Origin of the sequence: Burkholderia ubonensis, from assembly GCF_001718695.1 — a bacterium.
Lineage (GTDB): Bacteria > Pseudomonadota > Gammaproteobacteria > Burkholderiales > Burkholderiaceae > Burkholderia > Burkholderia ubonensis_B.
In genome coordinates this window covers 223,133-248,856 of sequence record NZ_CP013421.1, presented here as the reverse complement: position 1 = coordinate 248,856, position 25,724 = coordinate 223,133, and the positions used below count along the sequence as shown (strand labels likewise).

The following is a 25,724-nucleotide window of genomic DNA, read 5'->3' as shown; positions in this document are numbered from 1 at the left end:
GCCGCTATGAACATGAAATTTCAGGCGCTCATTGCCCTGTTGGGTCGGTATGCGACGGTTTTTCGCGAAGCGTGGCACGCCCGCCACGAAAACGATACCCGGATGAAATTACCCCACGAACGCGCTTTTCTGCCGGCGCATCTCGAATTGGTCGAAACGCCCGTCCATCCGCTGCCAATGTGGACAATGCGAATCGTTGTCGCGCTGGCCGTCTTGGTCGTGCTGATCGCGCTGATCGGCAAGCTAGACATTGTGGCCGTCGCCCCTGGCAAGTTGATTCCGAAGCAGCAAGTTAAAACGATCCAGCCGGCGCTTACCGGAGTCGTGCGCCGCATCCTGGTGCGCGATGGTCAACGCGTGCAGGCGGGTGACTTGTTGATGGAGCTTGACACGACGCAAGCGGCTGCCGATGCCGACAAGGCCCGTCAAAGCCGCCTTGACGCCGCGTTGATGGCCGAGAGAAGTCGCGCATTATTGCAGGCGCAGAGTGCAGGCACATCGCCGACGCTGACGAAGATCGACGACGCGAGTGACGCGCAGCAGCTCGAAGCGCAGCACCTCGCTGATGGCATCTACTTCGAGTACCGCGACAAACTGCACAGCGCTCAAGCCGAACTGCTGAAGCGCGACGCCGAACTCGGTACTACGCGGCAGCAGATCGCGAAGCTGGAAGCGACCGCACCTTTGGCCCGCCGACAAGCGAACGACTATGCGTCTCTGGTAGCCGATAAATACGTCGCGCGCACCGACTATCTGGACAAGGAGCAAACGGCGCTGAACCAGGAGCATGAGCTGGCGGCACAACGCAGCCACGCGCAGGAACTGGCGGCCGCGATCGTACAACAGCGTGCCGAGGTCGCGGCGCTTACGTCCGAATACCGCCGACAGCAGCTCGATGCGCTGGACAAGGCAAACCAGCAGCTTGCGCAAAGCCGCAACGACGAAACAAAGGCTGACACGCGCCAGAAGCTGCTGAGCCTGACAGCGCCTGTTGCCGGCACCGTGCAGCAACTCAAGATCCATACGCTGGGCGGTGTTGCGACGGCGGCCTCGCCCGTCATGGAGATCGTGCCGGATGACATGCTCGAAGTCGAGGCGGACATCGAGAATAAGGACATCGGGTTCGTGAAGGTCGGGCAACCGGCCGTCGTCAAGATCGAAGCGTTCCCGTACACGCGCTACGGGTTCCTGCATGGTACCGTCCAAACTGTCTCCAACGACGCGGTGCCTGATCGCAAGAGCGGGCTGACGTTCCCGGTTCGCATCCGCCTGGCGACGAATCGGATCCGGGCCAACGATACGTGGATCAACCTGACGCCGGGCATGTCGGTGTCGGCCGAAATCAAGACCGGTAAGCGTAGCGTCGCGCATTACTTCCTCGATCCGGTGATCCAGACTGGCCAGGAGAGTCTGCGTGAGCGTTAAGCAACGAATGATTGTCGCGCTCGCGATCGGCATGGCGAGCGCAACGACGACGTGGGCGTTCGATCCGCTGCACACGGACAACGTCGTGCCGACGACGCCCGCCGTTGACCTGCTCGGGGCCGGCAATGGCGTATGCACGTTTGGCGAACTACCTGCACCGCTGAGATTGCAGGATGCCGTCGAGCGCGCCCTCTGTGATCATCCTAAAACCCGACAGGCTTGGGCGAACGTCAAGATCCAGGCGGCGGCCGTCGGCGTCGGACGAGCCGGCTTCCTGCCGACCATCAACGGCAATTGGCAGGGTACGCGCGACATTGCACGCAATCACGTCACGGGATACCCGCAGTACGACTCGAACTACGGCAAGAACCTGCAGAATGCGAGCGTGTCGCTCAGTTGGGTGCTGTACGATTTCGGTGGGCGTGCAGCCGCATTGCGCAACGCAAACGAACTGCTGGCCGCCGCGCAAGCGAATCAGCTCGCGACATTGCAAACGGTGTTCGGTAACGTCGCCAAGGATTATTATGCAGCGCAAGCTGCGCAAGGGACGCTCGCGGCGGCCCGCGAGGTCGAACACACCGCCAAGACCAGCGCCGACGCGGCGACCGCACGTACCGATCGCGGCGTGGCCGCGATAAGCGATCAATTGCAAGCGCAGACTGCCTATGCGGAAGCCGTCGTGAGCCGTACGAAGGCCGAAAGTGATTGGGCAAGTGCCGTTGGCACGCTCGCGTCCGATATGAACCTCGATCCGGCGACGCCGATCACGCTGCCGGATGTCAGCGACGGCGTGAAGCCAGACCACGAATTCGGCAATTCGGTGGCCGCGCTGATCGAGGACGCGCAGCAGCACTATCCAGGGGTCGCGGCGGCTGTGGCTCAAGTAGAAGCTGCACGGGCCAAGGCGGCGCAGACGCGGGCCGAAGGGTTGCCGCGCCTGAATCTGGTAGCCCAGTACAATTTCAACAATCAGCCGACGAGCTTGCAGCTCGGGTTTCCAGTATTTCCCGCGACGCACCGGGAATGGTACCTTGGGTTCCAGGTGACGATCCCGTTCTTTGAGGGATTCGCGCGAACCTATCAGGTACGGCAAGCCGAGGCCCAGACCGAGTTGCAAATCGACTTACTCGCCGAAGCGCGACAACAAGTCGGACTTGACGTGTGGAACGCGTATCAGTCGCTGCAAAGCGCGACGAAGAACCTAGATAACAGCGCGAACCTGTTGACGCTCGCCCAGCATTCGTACGAGGCGGCACAACGCCGGTATCAGATCGGTGTGGGCAGTATCCTCGAATTGCTCAATGCACAGTCAGCGCTGGCAAACGCGAAAAGACAGCGAATTCAGGCACTGACCGACTGGCGATCGGCGCGGCTGCAGCTCGCATCAAAATTGGGGCGTTTGGGGATGTGGAGTTTCACTGAAAGGACAACCCCGCACGAAGCAAGCATCAATTTCCCCGGTTGAGGGAGAGAGCAATGCCGAGATGTGCCCGCGTGACGTATCTCCTGTCAGTGGAGTTGCAAGAGTGAACTGTGATCAATGAGAAAGCACGCCTTAACTCGTACCGCACGATCGACACGCACGAAAGAAATGTTGTTGCCGCTGTCGACCGCGAAAGTGCGCTCGCTGTCGCTTGAAAATCACCTCGCATTGGCGACAGTTCGTACCGGGCGAGGTGATTTCGATCAGATTTGCTGTCTGATCCGGGTTGTCTACCTCGCGTATTTCATGCTGGATGAGGCTGCGGTGGGAAAAGATCTCGAAGTCTACCGCCGAGCTGAAGCAGCGCTCGACGCGTGCATCAAATGGATCGAGCAAGATCGACCGTGCCTGTTGCTCGACCAGGAGCAGATGGTGGTCGAGCGTGTACTGGTGCTGCACGATGAACAACTCGCGGCCGTGCCCAAGTTCCGCTATCTGGAGGCTTGGGACCGTCTCCACCGCTTCGTGAAAGGCGGAAAATCCTCACCGATTCCCGCTCCCGCAGCCGAATAACATAGGACATAAAAGTACTCGTTAGGTCTGTGGTCGAGCATGGCCCGATAACGCACATTATCGGTCCATCGTTGTTTTTGATCTAAACTGGCGATCATGAAAACACGCGAGTCCCTTCCTGTCGACGACAACGAGCCCGACTTCCCGGACGAAGCCGAGCTCGCCGCGCTGCGCGGGTGGTACGCCGGCCTGGACGCGAGGGCCGCCGTCGCCCGCTATCTCGGTGACCGCCGGGATGCCGGCGTGTCGTCGCGCGGCATCCTCGGTGCGATTCGCCGGCGGCTCATCGCGCACGCGCTGGCCCGGCACCGCGCAGACCTCGCGGTCGCGTTCGTCGATCGCCCATCGAGCGCAGCCGGCGACGGCGTGGCCCGCGCGATCGAAACGCTCCGCAACCTGCCCGCACCGGCCCCACTCATTACCGACGCAGTCGACCTGTGGCTGCCACCTCGTATTGTCGAGGCGCTGCACGCGCACGGCATTCGGACACTCGCGGACCTGACCGTGCGGATTCCGCGGCGACGTCGCTGGTGGTCGGCAATCGCCGGACTCGGCGTCGCCGGCGCGCGCCGCATCGAGGCGTTCTTCGCCGCGCATCCGGCACTGACCGAACGAGCGCGCGCATTGATCGTGGTGGTGCCGTCCGGCAGCATCGTGCCGTGGGAACAGTTGCGCGTGCCGCACGAGGTCGACGGTTCGCGCGGCCAGTTCCGCGCCCTGGATAGCGCCTGCCTGCTGAAGGCTTCGAACGACTATGAGGCGGTTCAGTCGTGGCTGTCGCTGCACGATTCGGCCGCAACACAGCGTGCTTACCGAAAAGAGGCCGAACGCCTGATCCTGTGGGCGATCGTCGAGCGCAGTTGTGCACTATCGTCGCTCACCACCGACGATGCGATCGCCTACCGGAGTTTCCTGCGGCGGCCAACGCCGCACGAGCGCTGGATTGGTCCATCACGGCCACGGCACCACGTCGAATGGCGGCCGTTCACTGGTCCGCTGTCCGCCCGCTCGGCAGCGTATGCCCTGAACGTCTTGTCGGCGCTGTTTCGATGGCTCGTCGAGCAGCGCTACGTGCTCGCGAATCCGTTTGCCGGGGTCAAGATAAAGAGCCACGTGCAGCGTGCGGGACTGGACGTGTCCCGCGGCTTTACCGAAGGTGAGTGGCTGCTGATCCGCACGCTTGCCGATGGCCTCGAATGGTCGTACGGCTGGAGCGCGCCGGCCGCCCAACGCTTACGGTTTATGCTGGATTTCGGCTACGCGACCGGCCTGCGCGCGAGCGAACTGGTCAGTGCGACGCTCGGCGACATCCGCCGCGACGAGCACGGCGATCACTGGCTGCACGTGCTCGGCAAGGGCGGCAAGCTCGGCAAGGTGGCGTTGCCGTCGCTCGCGCGAACCGCGCTGGATCAGTATCTCGTGCAGCGCGGACTGCCGGTCACGCCGGCGCGCTGGAACCCGGCGACGCCGCTCGTCGCGAGTCTCGACGAGGATGGCGCGGGTATCGAAAGCACGCGACTGTGGCGCGTGCTGCGCCGGTTCTTCGTGCTGTCGGCTGACGCGATCCAGGACGAACGGCCGGCAACCACTGAGAAGCTGCGGCGCGCGAGCCCGCACTGGATGCGGCACACCCACGCGTCGCACGCGCTCGCGCGCGGCGCCGAGCTGATCATGGTGCGCGACAACCTGCGCCACGCGTCGATCTCGACCACGTCGACCTATCTGCATAGCGACGAGGTGCAGCGAGCTCGGCAGTTCGATCAGGCGTTTAGCTCACGGGATTTCAAGCAGTAGATCACCGGCTTATTGTGTTTTTGGTATAAGCGCAAGAATTTTCATAACTTCAAGACTTATGATAGGAATTTGCGCTTACCGTGTTCATACCCGCTGCAGCTCCACTTGCTCCACCTCCGCTGCCTGATTGCCCGGCGAAACGCCGGCGCGGACTGGCGCGTCGAACGCGTGGACCGTTGCACCGGGATGGGTAGCGTCCAAGGCCGTCACAGGGCCTGAAGCCGTCGGAATTCTGCTGTGGCGTCGAATTGCATGCGCTCTCCTTGTTGTGTTGGCATGCGGCCGCAGGCCGGTCAAGCGGGAGACTCGCCCCACGAGGCCTGATCGCGCGGCAAGGCGCCCGCTGGATCGATGACCTCCAGGCGATCGGTGTTGTCCAGTTGGTCAACGAACAGCACCAGGTTCGTGCCGCCGGCTGCCTGCGTTGACGAAAACAGGATGCCTTTGGCGCCGGCGGCAATCACCTCATCGCCTAGCACCCAGCTTGGTGGCTCGATCCGCTTGTTGAACCAGTCACGGCGCCAGTCGCAGAAGAACGACTCCCACAATGGCGACCAGTGGTCACCACGAAAGCCCGCCGTGAAATCAACGACGGGCGCGGCCGTCACGCGATAGCTCACGAGCGTGCCAGGCGGTAGCAGCGGCGACAGCTGCTGATACTCGGCCACCGCGGTAGCCACTTCGAGGGCTAGGTACAAAGCCGGCGTGCCGACCCGGTTCGCCCGCCCGCCTGCCTTCGCTGCCCCGGCGCCACTGGTGGGCGCGACCGCCCATTTGGGCTGGTGCATCCGGTACGCGATGATGTCCTGCAGTGGCTTGAGGATCATCCGGCCGCGCCCGCTTCCAGCGACACGATGTAGCGCAGCACGTCCTCGGCCCGGCCGGCGGAAACCAGCGTTTCGGCTGTCTGGTAATCGAACACCGCCAGCGGCTCGTTGCGGTACCAGAACAACGCGCGGTACACGTCACCGGACAGGTCGGTCGCGGCGCGAATCACGCGGATCGCTTCGCGCAGGAAGTGCTGAACCGATGCCGACTCCGGGGCTCGCGCCACGGTGTTTCGGTGAACATGCGCCTGGTCGGCCAGCGTCTGCAGATCGATGTTCAGGGCCGCCACATAGCGTCGTGCCGACAGCACGGGTGCTGCCGTGTCGGGTTCCCGTAGCGAGCTGAGAAAGGCCTCGAAGCTGACGGGTGCCGCACCGGTGGGCGTCGCCGCAGACGCCGCTGGGCTGGGGGTCGCGAGGGTGTTCATGGTGCCGCGCTCCTTTTATGCACAAATCATGAACAGTTATAGCACAGACGGGATTCAAAAGTGGCACGTCTGATAAGGGGAGTTATCAGATGTGGCGCTTTTGCACCGACAAATTTCCCGTGATGCGTCCCTTGAAGTCGGCCAGCATGCCTGCACGTCGTATCGCGCCTGAAGCGCGACCCCGACATGACCGGTGCGCTCACCCGACCACCGACTTTCGCGGAGACCTCGGTATGCCCGATCCCAACCTGCCACCCTTCGTCGAACAAGGGTGGCATACGTGCACCCTATTCTCGCGACCGTTCTGACCAGCACGGCGATTTCCACTCTGTTGTCAGCCGGATTGATCACGTTGATCACCGCCAAGGCGGGGTAATCGTCCTTTTCGTGCAAAATCCGGCCGTCGGTCGATGATCAAGGAATCAGTTCAAGATGCTTCCCGCCGTTCGGAACCGCGTCGACGACCAAGCGGCGATCGAAGGTCGCCAACTTGCCTTTGTGTGCGCGAGCGAGCGCGAGGAGGTAAGTGTCGGTCAGTTGAGCGGAGGACAGTAAACGGGTGGCGTCGACGTGTTTTTCGTCGAGCAGGCTCACATCGTCCGACCAGAATGTGTGCCCAGCATGGGACCGCAGTTGCACAACAAGCGGTGCAACGGATGCAGGAGAGACCATCGTATTCGGGTATTTCGGATTGCCGATAATTCGAAGCACGCCGTTCTCGGTGAGCGGGCACGTGGCCCATGCGGAATGGCCTACCCGGCCAAACCACGCATGCGCCGGCTCGTGTTGAACGTGTGCCGGGTCGAGCAAAGCAATGAGTACGTTGACGTCGAGAAGGTAGGTAATCACAGCGAGTCGTCGCGAAGTTGATTAACGGTATCAAGGGTGACCGGACGGGCGGTCGCGGAAACCGGCATCAACGGCAAGCCGTTTCGGCTCGACTGGTTCGTTGTTCCGCGCTGCAGGGCCGCACGGGCGAGGTCAGAAATGACCTTCCCGATACTCGTGCCGGGCTTTGCACGCTCCCGCGCGAAGGCAAGGACGTCGTCGTCGATATCAATAGTGGTACGCATATTGCGCTCCTTGTAAGCATCAGACATCAATCATCATCATTATAGCGACGCCGCATCAAACATCAAACATCACGCATCAAGTGTGTCGTAAACACCGCTGCCGGGAGCTACACTGGCCGCGCACCTGAAACAACAGGTGCCGGGTTTGGCGACCCGAACGGTTAATGCGCACAGCCGCGTTCTGCGGCTTTTTTGTGCGGTGTGCCTTTGCACGCCGGTTTCTATGGGCGGGCCTGGGTGGGGAGACCTTCGGGTCTGCCGGTGTTCATTAGCCGCCGGTTCGCCAACCCCGCTCTGCGCCCGCTCACCCCGTTTGGCGACGGGAGCGGGCTGAAACCCTGCTAATGAGGCCGCCCATGCACAGCCCCGCGCCTTACCCTCCCCCGCCTAATCGCATTGGTCCTCGCCCTCGGTGCCACGAGCACGTCCGCGTGGATCTTGATCGTCGCGGGTATTGAACGCGGCGGCACATCGGCCGAACGGATCGCGTGGGCCGCTGTTGCCCTCGTCGTCCTACTTGCCGCCCACCTTCTACCCGCCTTGACGCGGGGCGAGCCGCTGCAGATCAAATTGCCTGCGATGGCGCTCTGGTTGGTGTGCCTCGTTGGCGCTGGCTACGGCCACGCGACGCTCTTCTTGTCGGCCCAGCAACACGCTGGTGCGCAGCGAGCAAGCGCAATCGAGACTGTCGAACCGAATGCGCCGACCCAAGCCGAGCTGGGCCGGCCGCGCGATGTCGTCGCACGCGACCAAGCCCGGGTGACGCAATTACTCGCCAGCGCGCGCCGAAAGCTGCCTGACTGGAAGACAACCGGGATCGAAGAACTACACGAAGGAGTTTCGGGAAGCGGTTGCTGCCGAAGCGAACGATCCGAATCGCTCGATTGCCGAGGTAGCGCGTGCGCACGGCTTGAACGCCAATATGGTCGCGCAGTGGCGAAGAAGCTTACTCGATACGCAACCTGCACCGTCACTGCTACGCTCGTTTGAGTGTCGTCTGCTGCTTTAACTGCATTCCGGGGCACGATAACGTGAACACTCTATGTCCACCGGATCCCGGCATTTCTGCAACCACCATGTATCGTTACAACGAATTCGACAAGGCCTTCGTGGCAAATCGCGCCGCTCAGTTTCGCGATCAGATCGAGCGCTGGCAAAGTGGCAAACTCAGTGACGCAGAGTTTCTGCCACTGCGTCTCCAAAACGGCTGGTACGTGCAGCGCCACGCGCCGATGCTGCGCGCCGCCGTGCCCTACGGCGAACTCTCAAGTGCGCAGATTCGCGTTTTGGCACGCATTGCTCGCGAGTACGACGAGCCTGATACCGAGGTCTACCGTCGAGCACTTGATGCCCAGCGTAAACTTGGCACCGAACGCCTGCCGACGCATCAGGCGCACTTCACGACCCGCACCAACGTGCAGTTCAACTGGATTCCGCTGTCGAAAGCGGCCGACGTGATGGACCTGCTCGCGACCGTCGACATGCACGGCATCCAGACGAGCGGCAACTGCATCCGCAACATCTCGTGCGACGAGCGCGCGGGCGTGGCGCCTGACGAGACCGCCGATCCGCGCCCGTTCGCCGAAGTGATGCGCCAGTGGACGACGCTGCATCCCGAGTTTGCGTTCCTGCCGCGCAAGTTCAAGATCGCGATCACCGGCGCAGCCGAGGACCGCGCGGCGACCGACTGGCACGACGTCGGACTGCGACTCGTCCAAGACGAGGACGGCGAACTTGGATTTCGCGTATTGGTGGGTGGTGGCATGGGCAGAACGCCGGTGATCGGCATCGTGCTGCGCGCGTTCCTGCCGTGGCGGCACGTGATGAACTACATCGAGGCGATCGTGCGCGTGTACAACCGCTACGGCCGCCGCGACAACAAGTACAAGGCACGCATCAAGATCCTCGCAAAGGCTGAAGGCCAGCGTTTCATCGACGAGGTCGAAGAAGAATTCAGGCAAATCGTGGACTTTGACGGGGGGCCACATACGATCCCGCAGGCAGAGTTAGCGCGCATGAGGTCGTACTTCGCGGTGCCACCCGAAGTGGCCGCGAGTCGCCCAGCCGATCCGGAAGCGGACGTTGTGCGTACCGCAACTGCACGGCAGTCTCCCCAATTCGCGCGCTGGCTCGAGCGTAACGTCGCATCACACAGGGATCCGTCGCTGCGTATCGTCACCCTCTCCTTCAAGCGACCATTACAGTCACCAGGAGATGCGTCTGCAGAGCAACTCGAACGAATCGCCGAGCTCGCGGATCGCTTCTCGGCAGGCGAAGCACGCGTCACCCATAGCCAGAATATCGTGCTGCCCTGGGTTCATGTCGACGATTTGCTACCGCTCTGGCACGCGGCGGTTGCCGTGCAACTCGCAAGCGCAAATGTACATTTGCTCACTGACATGATCTCGTGCCCTGGCGGCGACTTCTGCGCGCTCGCCAATGCTCGGTCGCTACCGGTTGCGCAAAGCATCATGGAGCGCTTCCAGGATCTCGACGAGCTGCACGACGTCGGCGACATCGACCTGCACATCAGCGGCTGCATCAATTCGTGCGGCCATCACCACAGCGGCCACATCGGCATCCTCGGCGTCGACAAGGACGGCGCCGAGTGGTACCAAATCACACTGGGTGGAGCAGACGGCTCCGCGCGCAGCGGCGTTGCACGGCCCGGCAAGGTCATCGGCCCGTCGTTCGCGGCACATGAAGTAACGGATGCCGTCGAGGCGGTGCTCGATTGTTATCTGGCGCTACGTGCACGGTCGGGCGAACGCTGCGAGACCTTTATCGAAACGTTGCGCCGGGTCGGACTCGAACCGTTCAAGTCGGCTGCCGACGCGGCTCGCACAACCGCGGAGACTCTCGCATGAACGCCGTCGCACGCATTCGTCTTCTCGACGCGGGCGAACATGCCGCCGACGCCGCCCCGTCCGTACTCACGTTGCCGAACGATGCCGACCCGCGCGTGTACGCGCTCGAGATCGCAATCGCGACGCGCGTCGATTTGCATTTCCCGTCGTTTACTGACGGGCGAGCGTATAGCCAGGCTTATTACCTGCGCCGACGGCTCGGTTTCAAGGGCGACTTGCGGGCCACTGGCGAGGTTCTCGTCGACCAATTGCAGCAGATGGAGCGCATGGGTTTTTCGAGTGCGGTATTGAAGGAGGGCTCCGACAGCGAAGCGGCCCGGCGGCAGTTGGAACGATTTGCGGCGTTCTATCAGGGCGATGTCACCCGTGCTGCACCCTATCGTGAGAAGGACGTAGGTCGCTGAACGACTACTGCTTCATGTGGGTTCACGACGCGAGATCGCTCGGCAATTTGATCTTCCGCCCACCAGACGTCATTCAGTTCGACATCGGCGTGGCCCCGGGGGGAACATACATTTCACGAATCGTTGGTTTGGGCGGCGCGGCGAAGCCCTTAGCATGGGCGCGTCGTCCGCCCCCCAGCATCGGAATGTCCGCGCAATCAGACGCGGGCGTCGATTGGCCGTTGTCGAGCCAGGGAGCCGAGGAGCCAGCTTGTTCATGTCAGCCAGAATTGCGGCAACTGGAAAGCATCGACCGCCGGTTGCGCGAACGCGAGCTTCCACATCATCCTGCATGGGTCGGCGTGGCTTCACTATGCCGACAGGCGCGGCAGCATCCCGGTTGCCGCAGGTAACGCCGTTTTTCTGCTGCCGGATATGCCGCACGGATTGTCGCCGAGCCTGGTCAACCAGCGGGCCTGCGCCGTCGCTGGCAGCCGCCCGCTCGAGCGACGCGTGTCGTTGCAACGGCTCGCCCCGTCTGTCAACGGTAGCGTCGCCCTCGCCTGCGGCTTCATCGAGTTGCACTCCACCGTGTCGCACGCGATCGTGTCGCTCCTCGAGCTCGGGGCTAGTGGCGGCTGCGGCGATCTGCGCAATGCCGGGTCCCGCTTCGACCACGCTGGCGCGAAGCCGCATTCATCCCGATCGTACCTCAAACGTGGTCCAGTTGAGGCGCACCTCGCCGTGCATACGGGCGGTACCGACGCTTTGCGCGCGTTCTCAGCCAGCGCAATCGTCGCGTTGCTCGGCCCGGGCGGCACCCGCATGCCACCCCTTCGCCCTCGCGAGTGCCACGCGCATTTTCCACAGTTCTGTTGCTGCGATCCGCTGTCGGTCCGCCCCGGCAATGCCTGACCGACTCCCCTTCCTTTCAAAACCATCGAAAAGGCCGTCGGTTCGCACCTCGTGGCGGTCTACGACCGCGACCCATCGCCTTCGAACGCGGCGCAGACAGCACGCTGTTCGCGACGGACACGACCGTCTACCCGACCTCGGCAGCGGCGTTGCGCTAAACACGCGCGGACACCGGCGTTCGCGCCTCTCCGGTCGGCGCGATTGAGCGTGTCGCCGCGCGCGTTGCAGAAGGCCGGCCTCGCGGCGTACGTCGGCACGACCGAGGGCCTGCTGTCCCTCTGATCGACGCAATCCGGTGCGGTTGCCGATGAAAAGCCGGTGCGATATTGCGTCGCGCATGAGTCGAAATGCCACGCCTCTTCTGGTGCTGCTACCCGTTTTCGCGATCGATGTGCTGCTGTGTAGCACTGCGCTTTGTTACGAAAATGGGCCACCGATTCAACCCGACACTACCGGTGGTCTATATGGATGCATTGCACCTCGCGCGAATCCAGTTCGCGTTCACAGTTTCGTTTCACATCATCTTTCCCGCGCTCAGCATCGGCCTCTCGACCTTCATCGCCGTGCTCGAAGGCCTGTGGCTCAAGACGGGCCGTCAGGTCTATCGCGAACTATGCCGGTTCTGGTCGAAGATCTTCGCCGTCGCGTTCGGCATGGGTGTCGTCTCCGGCATCGTCATGAGTTACGAGTTCGGCACGAACTGGAGCGGCTTCTCGAGCTTCGCCGGCAGCGTCACCGGTCCGCTGCTCGCCTACGAGGTGATGACGGCGTTCTTCCTCGAGGCGGGCTTCCTCGGCATCATGCTGTTCGGCTGGAACCGCGTCGGCCGCGTGCCTCATTTCATCGCGACCGCGCTGGTCGCGATCGGCACGAATATTTCGATGTTCTGGATTCTCGCGTCGAACAGCTGGATGCAGACGCCACGGGGGATCGCGATCGTCGACGGCCGGGTCGTACCGGTCGACTGGTTCTCGATCGTCTTCAACCCGTCGTTCCCGTACCGCTTCGTGCACATGGCGCTCGCCGCGTTTATCGTGGCCGCGCTCGTCGTCGCCGCGACCGGCGCCTGGCATCTGCTGCGCGGCCGTCGCGATCCGGCGGTGCGCAAGATGTTCTCGATGGCCATCGGACTGCTGGTCGTCATCGCGCCGCTGCAGATCCTCGCCGGTGATGCGCACGGCTTGAACACACGCGAATACCAGCCCGCGAAGCTCGCCGCGATCGAGGGCGTCTGGGAAACAGAACACAACGGGACGGCGCTGAATCTGTTCGGCATTCCGGACATGGATGCCGAAACGACACGGTACCGCGTGTCGGTACCTCATATGGGCAGTCTGATCCTGACTCACACATGGGACGGCGAGATCAAGGGGCTCAAGGCGTTTCCGAAGGCCGACCGGCCGAACTCGACGATCATCTTCTGGACGTTCCGGATCATGGCCGGCCTTGGCGTCCTGATGGCGTTGCTCGCGATCGTCGGCTTCGTGCTGCGGCGCCGCGGTCGGTTGTATGACAGTGCGTCGTATCACCGCTTCGCACTGGCGATGGGGCCGACTGGCTTCATCAGCCTGCTCGCCGGCTGGATCACGACCGAGGTCGGCCGGCAGCCGTGGGTCATCTACGGCGTCATGCACACCACCGATGCACTCTCGCCCGTCCCCGCTCAACAGGTGGGCATCACGCTGCTCGCGTTCGTCGTGGTGTATGCCCTCGTCTTCGGCACTGGCATCTACTACTTGCTGCGCCTCGCAAAGCACGGCCCCGCCGTGCTGTCCGAGGATCGCCCCAGCGGCACGCCGGTTCCCGTTCGCATCGGCAACGCGCCGGAGCCGGCCGACCGTGTCGTCGCCAACACGCTCGCCCGCCGTCGCATCTCCTGATACAACCGGACTTTCAACATGGACATCACTCTCGTTTGGGCCGCCATCGTCGCGTTTGGTCTGGGCATGTACGTGGTGCTGGACGGCTTCGATCTCGGCATCGGCATCCTTTTCCCGTTTTTCGATCACGACGATGCGCGCAGCCGCATGATGAGTTCCGTCGCCCCTGTCTGGGACGGCAACGAAACCTGGATGGTGCTGGGCGCCGCGTCGCTCTACGCGGTGTTCCCGACGGTCTATTCCGTCGTGCTGTCAGCGCTGTACCTGCCGCTGCTGTTGATGACGATCTGCCTGATATTTCGCGGCGTCGCGTTCGAGTTGCGTGGCAAGGCGCGACGCACGCGAGCGTGGTGGGATCTCGCGTTCATCGGCGGCTCGGCAGGCGCGACATTCTTCCAGGGCGTCGCCATCGGCGGATGGCTGTCGGGCATTCCCGTCGTCGGTGACCACTTCGCGGGCGGCGCGTTCGACTGGTTGACACCCTTCAGCTTGTTTACCGGCCTCGCGCTTGTCGTCACCTATGCCCTGCTGGGCTGCACGTGGCTGATCGCGAAAACGGACGGCGACCTGCAACGTCGCCTCTACCGGCTCGCTATGCCGCTCACCGCGCTGCAACTGGTGACGATCATCGCAGTTACGCTGTGGACGCCGAGGCTCACGCCGATGTTCGACTCCCGCTGGTTCGATTCGCCGATGCTGCACTGGGCACTGCTCGCACCGGCCACCGTGCTTGCGTGTGCGGCCGGCATGCTCAGGGCCACGCGTAGCCGCCATCCGACGCTGCCGTTCGTGCTTACGCTGGGCTTCGTCCTAGCCGGCTACGCGGGCCTGCTCGCCACCGTCTATCCGTTCGCGATCCTGCCGGGTGTGACGATCTGGCAAGCCGCGTCACCCCATACGAGCCAGGTGTTCACGCTGGTCGGCGCGGTCGTCATCATCCCGGTAATTCTCGCCTACACAGCACTCGGCTACCGCGTGTTCCGCGGCAAGACCGACCATGCCGAACTGCACTATCACTGACGATGCGTCGCGCAGTTCACCGGACCGTCAAACGGCACCCGCCGAATGCGCCGCGGCAGGAAACATCCGCCGAAACAAGCACGCCATGAATCACTACGAGGCGCTCGCCAATTCCATCGCCAGCCGCATCCGGTCAGGCTATATTCCGGTCGGCGCGCGGTTGCCGTCGGTCCGGCGGACCATCGCGCAACGGCGCGTCAGCCAGTCGACCGTGTTCCGCGCGCACCAACTGTTGGAAGAATGGGGCCCCGTCCGCGCCGAGGAGCGCTCGGGCTTCGACACGATGGCGCTGCATCGGCTGGCGATCGGCCACCGCATCAGTATCGCGCCGGAGCCCATCTTTTCGACAAAGCATGCCTTTCAAAATTGCGTGCACGTCAAATTCGGACATCCATGGAACACGAAGATCGATGAGGCAATCCGGACCCTTGCAACCATCCTCGGCGATCCGGCGGTGCGCGTGCACGCGTGACACCTGTTGCGCGCTTGCCACTCGCTCGAGGTCGCCAAAACGATCCGCGCGTCACGCCCCGACACGGCACACTCACCATGGCACCTGCCCACGTGAATCAGCCGATCCGGATAGGACGCCGGGTCTTCGATGGCGCAGCGCCCGGACCGCGTGTGCATTGCAGCGCCGCGTGAGGAGCCTTGGGCTTCACGATGCAGGAGCTGAATAGCTTGATGGCCTCTTGCTGCAACCGATCGAAGGCGTTCTCGACATAGTCGGACTGCTTCGAATTGATTGTGACGTCAGCCACTACCCGGGGGATTAGGCCGCGCTCAAACTGATATGGCTGAATGCGCCTGCTCAAGGACAACCTGTTCAGCTTTAAGCGCGACCAGAGCTGGAGCGATCAGGTCGGGTGGCCCGCGGCCGGCGTAGTCGAATAGCGCGCCCGACGCGATTGGACACTGAAGGGTTCTGACCCGGCGCCAACGCCGTGGCTGAGGAAATCGGAGCGGATGGCCTTTCGACTCGGCGACCGTTTCGCCGAATCCAGCATCAATCCGCTGTGCGTGCTCGACGCCCGCCAGGACGTGCCGGCGGCTGACGACCCCGCGGTGATCGCATGACACGGCACCAGCCGCTCGTTCATGCGATGCGACCGCTGACGCACGAACGAGAAGCCGTCCCGCATCAGCCCACGTGGTCCGCCGGATGTACACACCGCGCTCGCTCGATACATGCACACAGCGCCTCGACGATCGCATCGAGCGGCGTACCCGGCCCAAAACTCGCCGCGACGCCCTTCGCCTTCAGATGGCGCGCATCCGCGGCGGGAAAGATGCCGCCCAACACCACCGGAATCCCAGCGCGAAGCGATGCCAGTTCGTCGAGCAGCCCTTCGACGAGCTCGCGGTGGCCGCCCGACAACGACGAAACGCCCACGATATCGGCGCCATACGCCTGCACGGCTGCCGCCACGCAGATCGGTTGCTGAAATAGCGGCAGACGTAGGACGTCGAATCCGGCATCCTCGAGCGCGGCTGCGACCACCGCCGCACCGCGGTCGTGTCCGTCCTGGCCGAGCTTGGCGATCACGATGCGCGGCCTGCGTCCCGCACGTTGCGCCAGCCGGCCGACGCAGCCCTTGGCCGCGCGCCATGCGGCGTCGCCGCGCCGATGGTCGCCGTAAGCACCCGCGCCATTCGCTTCCGCCGCCGCGGTATGTCGCGGCCATACCGATTCCAGTGCGCGCGTACACTCCCCGACTGTCGCACGTGCCCGCATGCAGTCGATCGCCAATGCGAGCAGGTTTCCGCCGCCGTCGCGCGCCGCGTTGGCCAGCCGCCGCAACGCCGCCTCCACCCGCGCCGGATCGCGCGCGGCCTTGACGGCTGCGATTCGCCGCGCCTGCCCCGCACGAACATGACGACCGTCCATCTCGCGCACCGTGAATTCATCCGTCGGATCGCTCGCGACGAAACGGTTCACGCCGACCACGGTCCGGCGCCCGGAATCGACCTGCGCCTGCGTCTTGGCCGCGGCATGCAGCAAGCGCCGCTTGACCCAACCGGACTCGATCGCGGCGATCACGCCGCCCTGTGCGTCGATGGCGGCCAGCTCGGCGCGCACGCGGGTCGCGATGTCGTCCGTCAGCGATTCCATCATGTACGAACCGGCCCACGGATCGACCGTGTCGCACAGTCCCGTTTCATGCTGCAGAATCAGCTGCGTGTTGCGCGCGAGGCGCGCCGCCGCCGCGGACGGCAGCGCAAGCGCTTCGTCGTACGCATTCGTGTGCAGCGACTGCGTGCCGCCAAACGCCGCGGCCATTGCCTGCGCCGTCACGCGAACGATGTTGTTTTCCGCCTCCTGTGCGGTCAACGACCATCCAGATGTCTGGCAATGCATGCGCAGCGCACACGCCCGGGGCGAGCGCGCGCCGCACGCGTGCGCGATCTCCGCCCACAGCAGACGCGCCGCGCGCAGCTTGGCGATCTCCGTATAGAAATCGCTGCCCACGCCGAAGAAAAAGCTCAACCGAGAGCAGGCCTCATCCGCAGGCATCCCGCGTGCGGCCAGCGTGTCGACGTACGCCCGCGCATTCGACAGCGTCAGCGCGAGTTCGAGCACGGCGTCGGCGCCGGCTTCCTGGAAGTGATATCCCGACACCGACAGCGCATTGAAGCGCGGCGCATGCTCGGCCAGCCACAACGCGACGTCGGCGACGATCCGCATCGACGGCGCCGGCCCGAAAATCCACGTATTGCGGACCATGTACTCCTTCAGAATGTCGTTCTGAATCGTCCCGCCGATCCGCTCGGGCGGCACGCCCTGCTCCTCGGCGACCACGACGAACGCCGCCATGATCGGCAGGACCGCGCCGTTCATCGTCATCGACACTGTCGTGGCGTCGAGTGCAATGCCGTCGAACAGCCGCACCATGTCGTCAGCCGTATCGATCGCGACACCAGCCACGCCGACATCGGCCCACGCCTCGACGCAATCCGAGTCGTAGCCGCGCTGTGTCGCCAGGTCGAATGCCACGGACAGCCCCTGCGCGCCCTGCTCGAGCGCCGTGCGAAACGCGAGATTGGAATCCGCCGCGTCTGCATGCCCCGTGTATTGGCGAATCGTCCATGGGCGATCGGTATACATCGACGCGTACGGCCCGCGCACATAGGGCCACGCGCCGGGCATGCTGCCGAGATGCGCGACGGCTTCGAGATCGCGCTGCGTGTAGAGTTTGCGCAGCGGCACCGTGCGCGCGCGTCGATCGTTCGGCCCGACGCGCTCCACCTCGGTGTCCGGCGCCATGATTGCCGCCTCGTTCATGCCCGGCTCCAGTGCTTTTGCGTGATGACATCGGCAATCTTCGTCCCGTCGCTGTCGCGCAGGATTTCGCTCCAGTGCAGCAGGCCGCCCGTATCGGGTCCGGCACGCACGAAACGCACGGTCAACGCATCGCCGATGTCGAGATTTCCATGAAAGTACAGTTGACGTGCTGCCAGCACCGGTGCGTGCGCGAAGCGATAATGCTGCCATTCCGCGCGGTCGACGAAGGCCTGAAAGCTGGCGAAGTACAGCAGGTCCGCGCCGTTGAAATCCATGTTCGGGCACGGCAGGAACGACACGCTGGCGCCGTCGTCCTCCGCGAGGCCGGCGAGCGCCGGCACGATCGACGCATCCCGCGTCCGCAGCTTCTTCCCCCGTTCCGCCATCGCCAGCGCATCGGCCGGGACCGGCCCGGTGCGGCCGTCGACGCCGGTCATTCGCGCCTTCATCACCGAGCGGTTGCTGCCGGCGTGTTCGCGCGTCACGAACGTCGACATCATCCGCACGACGCCTGCTTCGTGGTCGCCATGCCGGATCCGCTGTTCGCTAAAGTGACGAATCGGGCCGACCCGGTGAAGCGCGACATGCAGCGCGAACGTGTCGTTCTCGCGAATCGCGTGACGGCGGCTCATGTCGACGTGCACCGCAACGAACGACGCATAGGCGCGCCGCCCGTCGTCGTCGAAGAACTCGGGCGCGTCGCGACCGCTATACGCGGCCAGCGCGTCCCAGTGGCGCTGTCCGCACTCCTTGAGCAGCCAGTTTTCCGCGAGCCCCGTGTGCGCGAGCTGCGGCATGCCGGCCCGATAGCGATGGATGGCGGTATGCATCGGCGTCAGGCGACCTCGCTTTCGGCCGAACGCCGCGCGGCTGTCATCTCGGCCTGGATCCGGTCGACGATATGGGCCGCATCTCGCGCCACGCCGGAGAATCGCCCCGACCCCCACGTGTATAGCCAGGGCAGCCCGACGAAGTAGAGCCCCGGAACCGGCGTCACGCCACGCCGGTGCGCGGGATAGCCGCGACCGTTGAAGACCGGCGCATCCAGCCAGTTGAAGTCGGGGGTGAAGCCGATGCACCAAATGACCGATGCGATGCCGCTGGCCGCTAGATCGAGTGTCGTCCGCTCATGGTCTGGACGCCACACGGGTTCGTAGCGCGTCGCGGGCGGCGCCGCGATCCCATTCTTCTCGATATGCGCATCGATGCCGGCATTGATCCGGTTGTACGTATCGTCGGCGCTGTCGAGCTGCGCCGACAGGTCTGCGGAGAAGCGCAACTGCCCGCCTGAAAAGTCCTCCAGCCGGCCGTACAGTTCCATCCCTTCGGCGGCAAAGCGGCGCAGATCGATGTCGCGCCCGCCGTCGCGCCCGGTCACATAGTGGTTGGTGTTGTCGCGCACGCCTTCGCGCAGCGGATGTGCATCGACCGGCATGTCGTAGTACTGCATGTCGGCCAGCCAGTCGACGACGTCCCTGCCCCGATAGAAACGGGCACAGCGCGGCGCATCGCCCACCGCGAGTAACACCTTACGCCCGGCAAGGTGGAGGTCTTCCGCGATCTGCGCACCCGATTGCCCCGATCCGACCACGAGCACCGGCCCGTCCAGCAACGCGGCCGGATTGCGGTATTCCGACGACTGGAGCTGCACGATCGATGCAGGAAGCCGCTCGGCCATGCGCGGCACGATCGGCCGATGGTAGCCGCCCGACGCAACGACGACCCGATCCGCCGTGTACGTGCCGCGCGACGTCGCGATGCGATAGCGTCCGTCCGCGTCGCGCGTCACATGCTCGACCGCGGTATGTTCCAGTACCGGCGCATCGACGCTGCGGATGAAGCCGTCGAGATACTCGACGATCTCGTCCTTCGTCATGAAGCCGTGCGGGTCGGCCCCGCGATACGGATAGCCCGGGAGCGCACACTGCCAGTTCGGCGTCACCAGACAGAACGCGTCCCAGCGCTGCTTGCGCCACGTGTGCGTCACGGTCTCCTTTTCGAATACGAGATGATCGATACCTGCCTGCTTCAGGTAGTAGCTGATCGACAGCCCGGCCTGCCCGCCGCCGATGACGGCTACGCCGAGATGGGCATCGATATCCGGGAGGCTGGATGAAAAAACGGGTTCGCTTGACATGATGCAGTCCTGAATGTGTGTTGAAGATGGCGGTGGATTTCTGCGTGCCGGACGCCCTAAACGAGCTCGATGACGGTCACGGTCGCATCGCGCTGCGGCGCGAATCGTTCCGCGTGCGCTTCGATCCGTGCCAGCTCGTCCATCGCGGCCGAGCACGCGAACCCGTATTTCTCGCGGACGCGATCGGATGCGATACCCAGTGCGCGCCGTGCGCGTTCGACGAAGTCGTCGAGCGCGTATTGCGTGTCGGGCGTGAAAAACTCCGACACCACGGTCGAAGGCGAATAGCAATTGGTTTCCGACTGGTCGGGCCAACGAACCCGAAAATGCATGACCGGCATGATGCCCCCTTACTCGGCGGACGATGCTTGCGCACGCTGCGCCAGCCTGTCCTGGTAAATGTCCAGATGCCTGCGCGCACTCGCGTCCCATGTGAAGCGGTTCAACAGTGCGGGAACTGCATGCGTGAAATCGGGACCACGCCGCCCCGAGAGCGCGTCGCGCAGCGCATCGGCGATCGAATCCACGTCGGCGGGATCGGCCCACACGCACGCGTGCTCGTCCAGATACTCGGTAAACGGTTCGATTTCGGATACGACGACCGGCTTGCCGCACGCGAGCGCCTCAAGCACGACCAGACCGAATCCCTCGCGGATCGACACCATCGACACCAGGTCGGCGCAGTGCATCAGCGCGACCAGCGCCGCATCGTCGAGCGGCCCCGTCGGCACGACGGTTTCGTCGACGCCGATCCCCAGCCCGAGCGCGGCGGCGCGCGCGACGAAGCGGCGCGTGTAGGCATCGTGATCGAGCAGGCTCGCGCCACCCCCGATCACGAGCCGTACATCGGGCGTCGTGCCGCGCAACCGGGAAAATGCCTCGAGCAGCGCGATCGAGTTTTTCCGCTGCTCGATCCCGCCGATCGCCAGGACGACCGGCGCGCCGTGCAGGCCGAAACGCCGCCGCACCGCCTGCATGTCCGCCTCGCTCGCGCGAGCGAACCGGCCGACGTCCACCCCATTGGGCACCACGCTCGCGTCGACCCCGAACGTCTTGCGCATCGTGGCCGCCCACGCGGCGCTCACGCACAGCACCTGGTCCGCCTCGCGCCACGCGCGTTCCTGCCAGCGTTCGAGCTGCGGGTCGTCGAATACGTCGAGGTGGTGCACGGTCCGTACGAATCCATCTATTTCGCCCGACTGCCTCAGCTCGGCCAGCGCATTGCCCGTGATGCTGTCCTGTGCATGCAGCACGTCGAACCCGCTTGCGTCGTGCTCCAGCAGGGCGTACTTGATCGCGGCGATTCGCGCGTGCACCATTTCCGCGACGCCGCGCGGACGGCCATCGACGCGCGCCAGCACGACGCGGCACGGGACATCGCGGAACATCTCGTCGCCCGGCGCGGCCGGCGCGAACACGGTGACATCGCGTCCCGCTTCGTGCAGCGCCCTCGCGAGTTCGAGTGCGTGCACGACACCGCCGCGCGGATTGACCGAGTGGGTCAGCAGCGCGATGCGCAACGTATCGCCGCTCATCGCGTACCTCCTTCGACACCGGTGATGAACGGCTCGATCCGGAAATCCCACAGCACCGCCGTTTCGCCCGCCTCCTCGACGACGACCTCGCGCGTGGCGTCGATATCGCCGATCACCGCGCACGCGAGCCCGCGCGCCGCGAAGCGTTCCGCGATCGCGTCGGTATGCGCCGGCCGCACCGCCATCAGGAATCCGTAGCTTGGAAAGGCCGTCAGCCAGCGATCGAAGTCGACGCCGGGAGGCCGCGGGATCGCGTCGAGCGCGATCCGCGCGCCGACACGCGAGCATTCGACGAGCATCAGCGCCGTACCGAGCACGCCCGCCATCGAGATATCCTTCGCGGCATCGCACAGCCCGTCTTCCGCCAACATCGGCAGAATCTCGAGATCGGCGCGCAGCCGGTCCGGCGGCGCGCAGACCGACGCATTCCAGAACGGATACGGCTCCTCGAATACGCCGCGCAGGTCGACCGCCATCATCAGGCGATCGCCCGGCCGCGCATTGAAGCTCGACAGCAGCGCGCGCGCCCGGCCCAGGATCGACACGGCCAGTTGCCGCTGCGCGCTGCGCGTGTTGCTGTGGCCGCCGACGATCGGCACGCCATACGCCGACGCAGCCGCGGCCATCCCGGCGAGCACCGGCCGCGCGGCGTCGATCCCGTCGCTCCACAATGCGTCGACGACGGCGATCGGCCGCCCACCCATCGCGTAGACGTCGCTGACGTTCGCCATCACGCCGCTGTACCCGGCGAACCACGGCATCGACTCGACGAAATCGCCGACCATGCCCTCGATCGCGAACAGCAGGTAGCCGTCCCCGTCGGGAATCGCCGCGCAGTCGTCGCCGAGCGCCACCGCCTGGGCGAGATCCCGTGCACCGTTCGGCAATGCCGCCGCGAGCGACGCGACCACGCCGGAGATGTCGTGCTTGTGCTGGAAGCCGCGGCTGGCACGCAATGCCGCGATGCGATCCGCGACACTCATGGCCGTCCCTCCGCGCGCAGGACGAAACCCTCGAACGGCGTGCCGCACGGCGGATAGTGCGCAAGCTGGGCCTGCATCAGTTGATGGGCGCGGCCAAACAATGTTTCCTCGCCGAGCGCATCCCAGTGAAGCCGACGAAACAGCGGCACGTTCTGCGCTTGCACGTGCGCGACGAAGGTGCCGCAACCTTCGGCATGCGCGCTGCTGACGGCCAGCGCGATCAGCATCGAGCCGATCCTGCCCTGCCGGCGAAACGCCGGATGCACCGCGAGCCGCGACCCCATCCACGTGCCGGGCACGGTTTCATGAATCCGGACCGTGCCGACCACCTGCTCCGGCAGGCCGGCGCAGCAACTGACCGCGACCAGCAATTGCGCGTGACGATCGATATCGTCGCGATCGTCGCCGACGAAGATCCCCTGCTCGATGCAGAATACGGCCCGGCGCAGCTTGTACGCTTCGTCGATTTCCCACGGAAGCTGCGCCCATTTGATCCAGTATTCGGCAGGCCGGTACGTGTCGCGGCTGTCGGCCAGCCCCATCTCCACGCAGTACATGGTCACACCTCGTAGGTCGAAAGCGACGAGCAGGCGCCGCACTTTCCGCAGCCGGCCTTGATGTCGGCGGAACGCATGCCGGCGTCGCGCAACATCGCTCCGAGCGGCGCGAGCACCGCGCGCATAAAGTCCGGCGACGGCGCGGGATGGCTCTCCAGCGGCGTGCCGCTGATCGGCACGAATGGCACGACGAACGGATACACGCCCAAGTCGATCAGCTCGCGCGACATGTCCAGAATCGCCGCCTCGCTGTCCCCCAGCCCGGCGAGGATGTAGGTGCTGACCTGCCCGCGGCCGAACACGGCCACGGCCGCGCGGAATGCCGACATATACCGTGACAACGGCACGCTCGCCTTGCCCGGCATGATCCGTTCGCGCACGGCCGGCGTCACGGCTTCCAGATGCATGCCCAGCGTATCGATCCCGCTTGCCTTCATCCGGTCGAACCAGCCGTCGTCGTCGGGCGGTTCGCACTGTGCCTGGATCGGGAGATCGACAGCCGCCTTGATCGCGAACGCGCTCTCGCACAGCACCCGGGCGCCGCGATCCGGCGTCGGTGGCGTGCCGGTCGTCAAGACCATGTGCTTGACGCCGTCGAGCAGCACCGCCGCGCGCGCCACTTCCGCGAGTTGTTCGGGCGTCTTGCGCGCAATCGTCCGGCCGGCGGCAAGCGACTGGCCGATCGAACAGAACTGGCAGGTCTTGCGCCGGCTCTCGTAGCGCATGCAGGTCTGCAACACCGTGGTCGCCAGCACGTCGGCGCCATGCAGCGTCGCGATGTGCGAATACGGCACGCCCTCCAGCGTCTGCAATGCGTAGAAGCGCGGGTTCGACGGAAAGCTAATGCTCGCGATCGGGATGGCGCCGCGCGACAGCAGGCTGACGCCCGCCGCGTCGGGCTCGGCCGCGACGAACGGCGATTCCCATGCGGTGCTCGTGTGCACCGGCACCATGATGGTCACGCCGTCGACCGTCACGGCCTTGTGATCGGACGGCCCGGCGCCGCCGCGCCGGCTCGCGGCGCCAGCGCGCGGATCCGCGAGACGCAGCCCGACCGACTGCAGTTCAGTCATCAATTGCCGGCTCTGCACCGACGGTTTCGCGTTCGCGCTCATGGCAGTTTCCCTCGAATTCGCGTGCGGCCGACCCGCTGGTCCCCATCGGGGTCACCGTGGTCGCCGGCCGATCGTTGATGGCAAGGCTCAGCAGCTCCGGGCGCGCATAGTGGCCGACCGAATCCATCATTCGCTTGCGCTTGGTGATCAGCGACATGTCCAGGTCGGCGATTACCATCCCTTCGCCCGAGCGCAACGGCTCGGCCAGATGCTGGCCCTCCGGGGACACGATCGCGGTATTGCAGCCGCCGCGCAGGGCCTTCTGCAGATTCGGATCGCCGGTGATCGACTCGATCTGGGCATCCGTCAGCCAGCCGGTCGCATTGACGACGAAGCAGCCCGCTTCCAGCGCGTGGTGACGAATCGTGACTTCGATCTGCTCCGCGAAGATCGGACCGACCAGCGAACCGGGGAACTGGCTGCAATGAATTTCCTCGTGCTGCGTCATCAGCGCATAACGGGCGAGCGGGTTGTAGTGCTCCCAGCACGCGAGCGCACCGACCCGTCCGATCCCTGTCTGCGCAACCTTGAGCCCGGCCGCGTCGCCCTGCCCCCAGATCATCCGCTCGTGAAACGTCGGCGTGATCTTGCGGCGCTTCACCGCGAGGCGTCCGTCGACGTCGAAGATCAGCTGCGTGTTGTACAGGCTGCCGTGGTCGCGCTCGTTCACGCCGAGCACGACCACCATCCCGTGCAGCCGTGCGCGCTCGGCGACCGCATGCGTCACGGGGCCGGGCACCGCCACGGCCTGCTCGTAGAGACGCATGTGATCGGCCCCGGATGCGACCGGCGTCCGCACGAACGAGAAGTACGGGTAGTACGGCACGAACGTTTCCGGAAAAACGATCAGCTGGACGCCTTTTCCAGCCGCCTCGTCGATCGCCGCGCAAACCTTGTCGAGCGTGCCGCCGGCGCGTTCCAGATCGGGCGCGATCTGGACGGCGGCGGCCCGGACGATGCGTTTGTCGGACATGATGGCACCCGTCATTGGATCAAACGGTCCAAGTGTGGATGACCAGCGCATTCTCCTTGCGGTGAAGCAGCTGAATATCCAGCACGTCAAGCGGATTGATCGGTCGAATGCCCTCGATCAGCGACGCTTCGCCGTGCCCATAAAGCGCCTGCAGCGCAAAGCGGCACGCATAGACTTTCCCGCCCTCTTCCATGAACTTGACGAGTTGCTTGTTGAAATTCAGGTGACCGGGAAACGCCTCGTCGCCCAGCGTCGGAAACCCGCGTTGCAGGCCGAGCGTCACGCCGGGGCCGTAGAGCAGCACCGACGTCTCGAACCCCTTGCGTTGCAGGCGCGTCGCCTGCAGGAGGTTTACGAAGCCGATCGATCCCTCGAACGCAACCGTATGGAACGTCACGAGCGCCTTTTCGCCCGGCTCCGCCTTGACGTCTTCGAATACCTTTTCCTCGTAGTCGACGAGGAAATCTCCCTTCTTGTGCAGAGGCTGATTGACTGCGGGCATGGCACGCTCCGTTTGAAAATGAGTTGAATGA

General features: G+C 64.6%; 24 protein-coding genes and 1 pseudogene. 11 read left to right on the top strand and 14 right to left on the bottom strand.

The genetic code is table 11. The features are described from left to right. Nucleotides 1–6 precede the first annotated feature (6 nt). The 4 genes from WJ35_RS16205 to WJ35_RS16190 all read left to right on the top strand — a co-directional run bounded on the left by WJ35_RS16205 (nt 7) and on the right by WJ35_RS16190 (nt 5,215). On the top strand, nt 7–1,425 hold the full coding sequence (locus WJ35_RS16205; protein WP_059475418.1) for an HlyD family type I secretion periplasmic adaptor subunit: 1,419 nt from the start codon (nt 7–9) through the stop codon (nt 1,423–1,425). Then, nucleotides 1,415–2,890, top strand: a complete 1,476-nt coding sequence (locus tag WJ35_RS16200) for a TolC family protein (RefSeq protein ID WP_011880203.1) — start codon at nt 1,415–1,417, stop codon at nt 2,888–2,890. The genes WJ35_RS16205 and WJ35_RS16200 overlap by 11 nt, the downstream gene beginning before the upstream one ends. 126 nt (nt 2,891–3,016) lie before the next feature. Continuing rightward, nucleotides 3,017–3,421 carry a hypothetical protein gene (locus WJ35_RS16195; protein WP_126221107.1) on the top strand — a complete coding sequence of 135 codons (405 nt, stop codon included), beginning with the start codon at nt 3,017–3,019 and terminating at the stop codon, nt 3,419–3,421. Between the two features lie 96 nt (nt 3,422–3,517). Then, the gene (locus WJ35_RS16190; protein ID WP_069239509.1) at nt 3,518–5,215 is read left to right on the top strand and encodes a phage integrase family protein; all 1,698 of its coding nucleotides are present in this window, start codon (nt 3,518–3,520) and stop codon (nt 5,213–5,215) included. 293 nt (nt 5,216–5,508) lie between these two features. Here WJ35_RS16190 and WJ35_RS16185 read toward each other — a convergent pair whose 3' ends face one another. The 4 genes from WJ35_RS16185 to WJ35_RS16170 all read right to left on the bottom strand — a co-directional run bounded on the left by WJ35_RS16185 (nt 5,509) and on the right by WJ35_RS16170 (nt 7,543). Beyond that, complete coding sequence (locus WJ35_RS16185) at nt 5,509–6,042, bottom strand: RES family NAD+ phosphorylase (RefSeq protein WP_011880200.1); 534 nt, start codon at nt 6,040–6,042, stop codon at nt 5,509–5,511. Continuing rightward, a complete protein-coding gene (locus WJ35_RS16180; protein ID WP_011880199.1) occupies nt 6,039–6,470 on the bottom strand; it encodes a hypothetical protein in 432 nt (143 codons plus the stop codon). The genes WJ35_RS16185 and WJ35_RS16180 overlap by 4 nt, the downstream gene beginning before the upstream one ends. A gap of 414 nt (nt 6,471–6,884) precedes the next feature. Further along, entirely contained in the window at nt 6,885–7,319 is a 435-nt protein-coding gene (locus tag WJ35_RS16175; RefSeq protein ID WP_011880197.1) for a TA system VapC family ribonuclease toxin, read from the bottom strand. Beyond that, on the bottom strand, nt 7,316–7,543 hold the full coding sequence (locus WJ35_RS16170; protein ID WP_043292778.1) for a hypothetical protein: 228 nt from the start codon (nt 7,541–7,543) through the stop codon (nt 7,316–7,318). The genes WJ35_RS16175 and WJ35_RS16170 overlap by 4 nt, the downstream gene beginning before the upstream one ends. Nucleotides 7,544–8,339: 796 nt before the next feature. Between WJ35_RS16170 and WJ35_RS30255 the strand changes: the two genes are divergently transcribed. The 7 genes and pseudogenes from WJ35_RS30255 to WJ35_RS32165 form a co-directional block, all read left to right on the top strand. Beyond that, entirely contained in the window at nt 8,340–8,552 is a 213-nt protein-coding gene (locus WJ35_RS30255; protein WP_212170384.1) for a transposase, read from the top strand. A gap of 67 nt (nt 8,553–8,619) precedes the next feature. Continuing rightward, nucleotides 8,620–10,410: a nitrite/sulfite reductase gene (locus tag WJ35_RS16160; RefSeq protein ID WP_069239508.1), complete on the top strand. Its 1,791-nt coding sequence runs from the start codon at nt 8,620–8,622 to the stop codon at nt 10,408–10,410. Beyond that, nucleotides 10,407–10,814 carry a DUF934 domain-containing protein gene (locus WJ35_RS16155; RefSeq protein WP_011880193.1) on the top strand — a complete coding sequence of 136 codons (408 nt, stop codon included), beginning with the start codon at nt 10,407–10,409 and terminating at the stop codon, nt 10,812–10,814. The genes WJ35_RS16160 and WJ35_RS16155 overlap by 4 nt, the downstream gene beginning before the upstream one ends. 213 nt (nt 10,815–11,027) lie before the next feature. Next, nucleotides 11,028–11,708, top strand: a complete 681-nt coding sequence (locus tag WJ35_RS30250; RefSeq protein WP_224383430.1) for a cupin domain-containing protein — start codon at nt 11,028–11,030, stop codon at nt 11,706–11,708. Nucleotides 11,709–12,172: 464 nt separating this feature from the next. Further along, complete coding sequence (locus tag WJ35_RS16150; RefSeq protein ID WP_069239507.1) at nt 12,173–13,588, top strand: cytochrome ubiquinol oxidase subunit I; 1,416 nt, start codon at nt 12,173–12,175, stop codon at nt 13,586–13,588. Nucleotides 13,589–13,606: 18 nt separating this feature from the next. Then, entirely contained in the window at nt 13,607–14,608 is a 1,002-nt protein-coding gene (gene cydB / locus WJ35_RS16145) for a cytochrome d ubiquinol oxidase subunit II (RefSeq protein ID WP_011880190.1), read from the top strand. 85 nt (nt 14,609–14,693) lie between these two features. After that, nucleotides 14,694–14,885, top strand: a pseudogene (locus WJ35_RS32165) (GntR family transcriptional regulator); the annotation flags it as partial. Between the two features lie 864 nt (nt 14,886–15,749). On the opposite strand, the gene scpA reads toward WJ35_RS32165, so the two are convergent. Genes scpA through WJ35_RS16090 form a run of 10 tightly spaced genes read right to left on the bottom strand, consistent with a single transcriptional unit; the run spans nt 15,750 to nt 25,693 of the window. Then, complete coding sequence (scpA, locus tag WJ35_RS16135; protein ID WP_059623861.1) at nt 15,750–17,891, bottom strand: methylmalonyl-CoA mutase; 2,142 nt, start codon at nt 17,889–17,891, stop codon at nt 15,750–15,752. Continuing rightward, the gene (locus tag WJ35_RS16130; protein WP_045579682.1) at nt 17,888–18,721 is read right to left on the bottom strand and encodes a Pnap_2097 family protein; all 834 of its coding nucleotides are present in this window, start codon (nt 18,719–18,721) and stop codon (nt 17,888–17,890) included. Before WJ35_RS16130 ends, scpA begins: the two co-directional genes overlap by 4 nt. Before the next feature lie 5 nt (nt 18,722–18,726). Continuing rightward, the gene (locus WJ35_RS16125; protein ID WP_069239506.1) at nt 18,727–20,028 is read right to left on the bottom strand and encodes an MSMEG_0569 family flavin-dependent oxidoreductase; all 1,302 of its coding nucleotides are present in this window, start codon (nt 20,026–20,028) and stop codon (nt 18,727–18,729) included. 56 nt (nt 20,029–20,084) lie between these two features. Further along, nucleotides 20,085–20,369: an MSMEG_0570 family nitrogen starvation response protein gene (locus tag WJ35_RS16120; protein WP_011880183.1), complete on the bottom strand. Its 285-nt coding sequence runs from the start codon at nt 20,367–20,369 to the stop codon at nt 20,085–20,087. 9 nt (nt 20,370–20,378) lie between these two features. Next, nucleotides 20,379–21,563 carry an MSMEG_0565 family glycosyltransferase gene (locus WJ35_RS16115; protein ID WP_069239505.1) on the bottom strand — a complete coding sequence of 395 codons (1,185 nt, stop codon included), beginning with the start codon at nt 21,561–21,563 and terminating at the stop codon, nt 20,379–20,381. Continuing rightward, entirely contained in the window at nt 21,560–22,546 is a 987-nt protein-coding gene (locus tag WJ35_RS16110) for a sll0787 family AIR synthase-like protein (RefSeq protein ID WP_011880181.1), read from the bottom strand. Before WJ35_RS16110 ends, WJ35_RS16115 begins: the two co-directional genes overlap by 4 nt. Continuing rightward, nucleotides 22,543–23,103 carry an MSMEG_0567/Sll0786 family nitrogen starvation N-acetyltransferase gene (locus WJ35_RS16105; protein WP_011880180.1) on the bottom strand — a complete coding sequence of 187 codons (561 nt, stop codon included), beginning with the start codon at nt 23,101–23,103 and terminating at the stop codon, nt 22,543–22,545. Before WJ35_RS16105 ends, WJ35_RS16110 begins: the two co-directional genes overlap by 4 nt. 2 nt (nt 23,104–23,105) lie before the next feature. After that, on the bottom strand, nt 23,106–24,176 hold the full coding sequence (locus tag WJ35_RS16100; protein ID WP_011880179.1) for an MSMEG_0568 family radical SAM protein: 1,071 nt from the start codon (nt 24,174–24,176) through the stop codon (nt 23,106–23,108). After that, the gene (locus tag WJ35_RS16095; protein WP_011880178.1) at nt 24,169–25,191 is read right to left on the bottom strand and encodes a Nit6803 family nitrilase; all 1,023 of its coding nucleotides are present in this window, start codon (nt 25,189–25,191) and stop codon (nt 24,169–24,171) included. Before WJ35_RS16095 ends, WJ35_RS16100 begins: the two co-directional genes overlap by 8 nt. Before the next feature lie 19 nt (nt 25,192–25,210). Further along, entirely contained in the window at nt 25,211–25,693 is a 483-nt protein-coding gene (locus tag WJ35_RS16090) for an MSMEG_0572/Sll0783 family nitrogen starvation response protein (RefSeq protein WP_006405208.1), read from the bottom strand. Nucleotides 25,694–25,724: the final 31 nt, after the last annotated feature.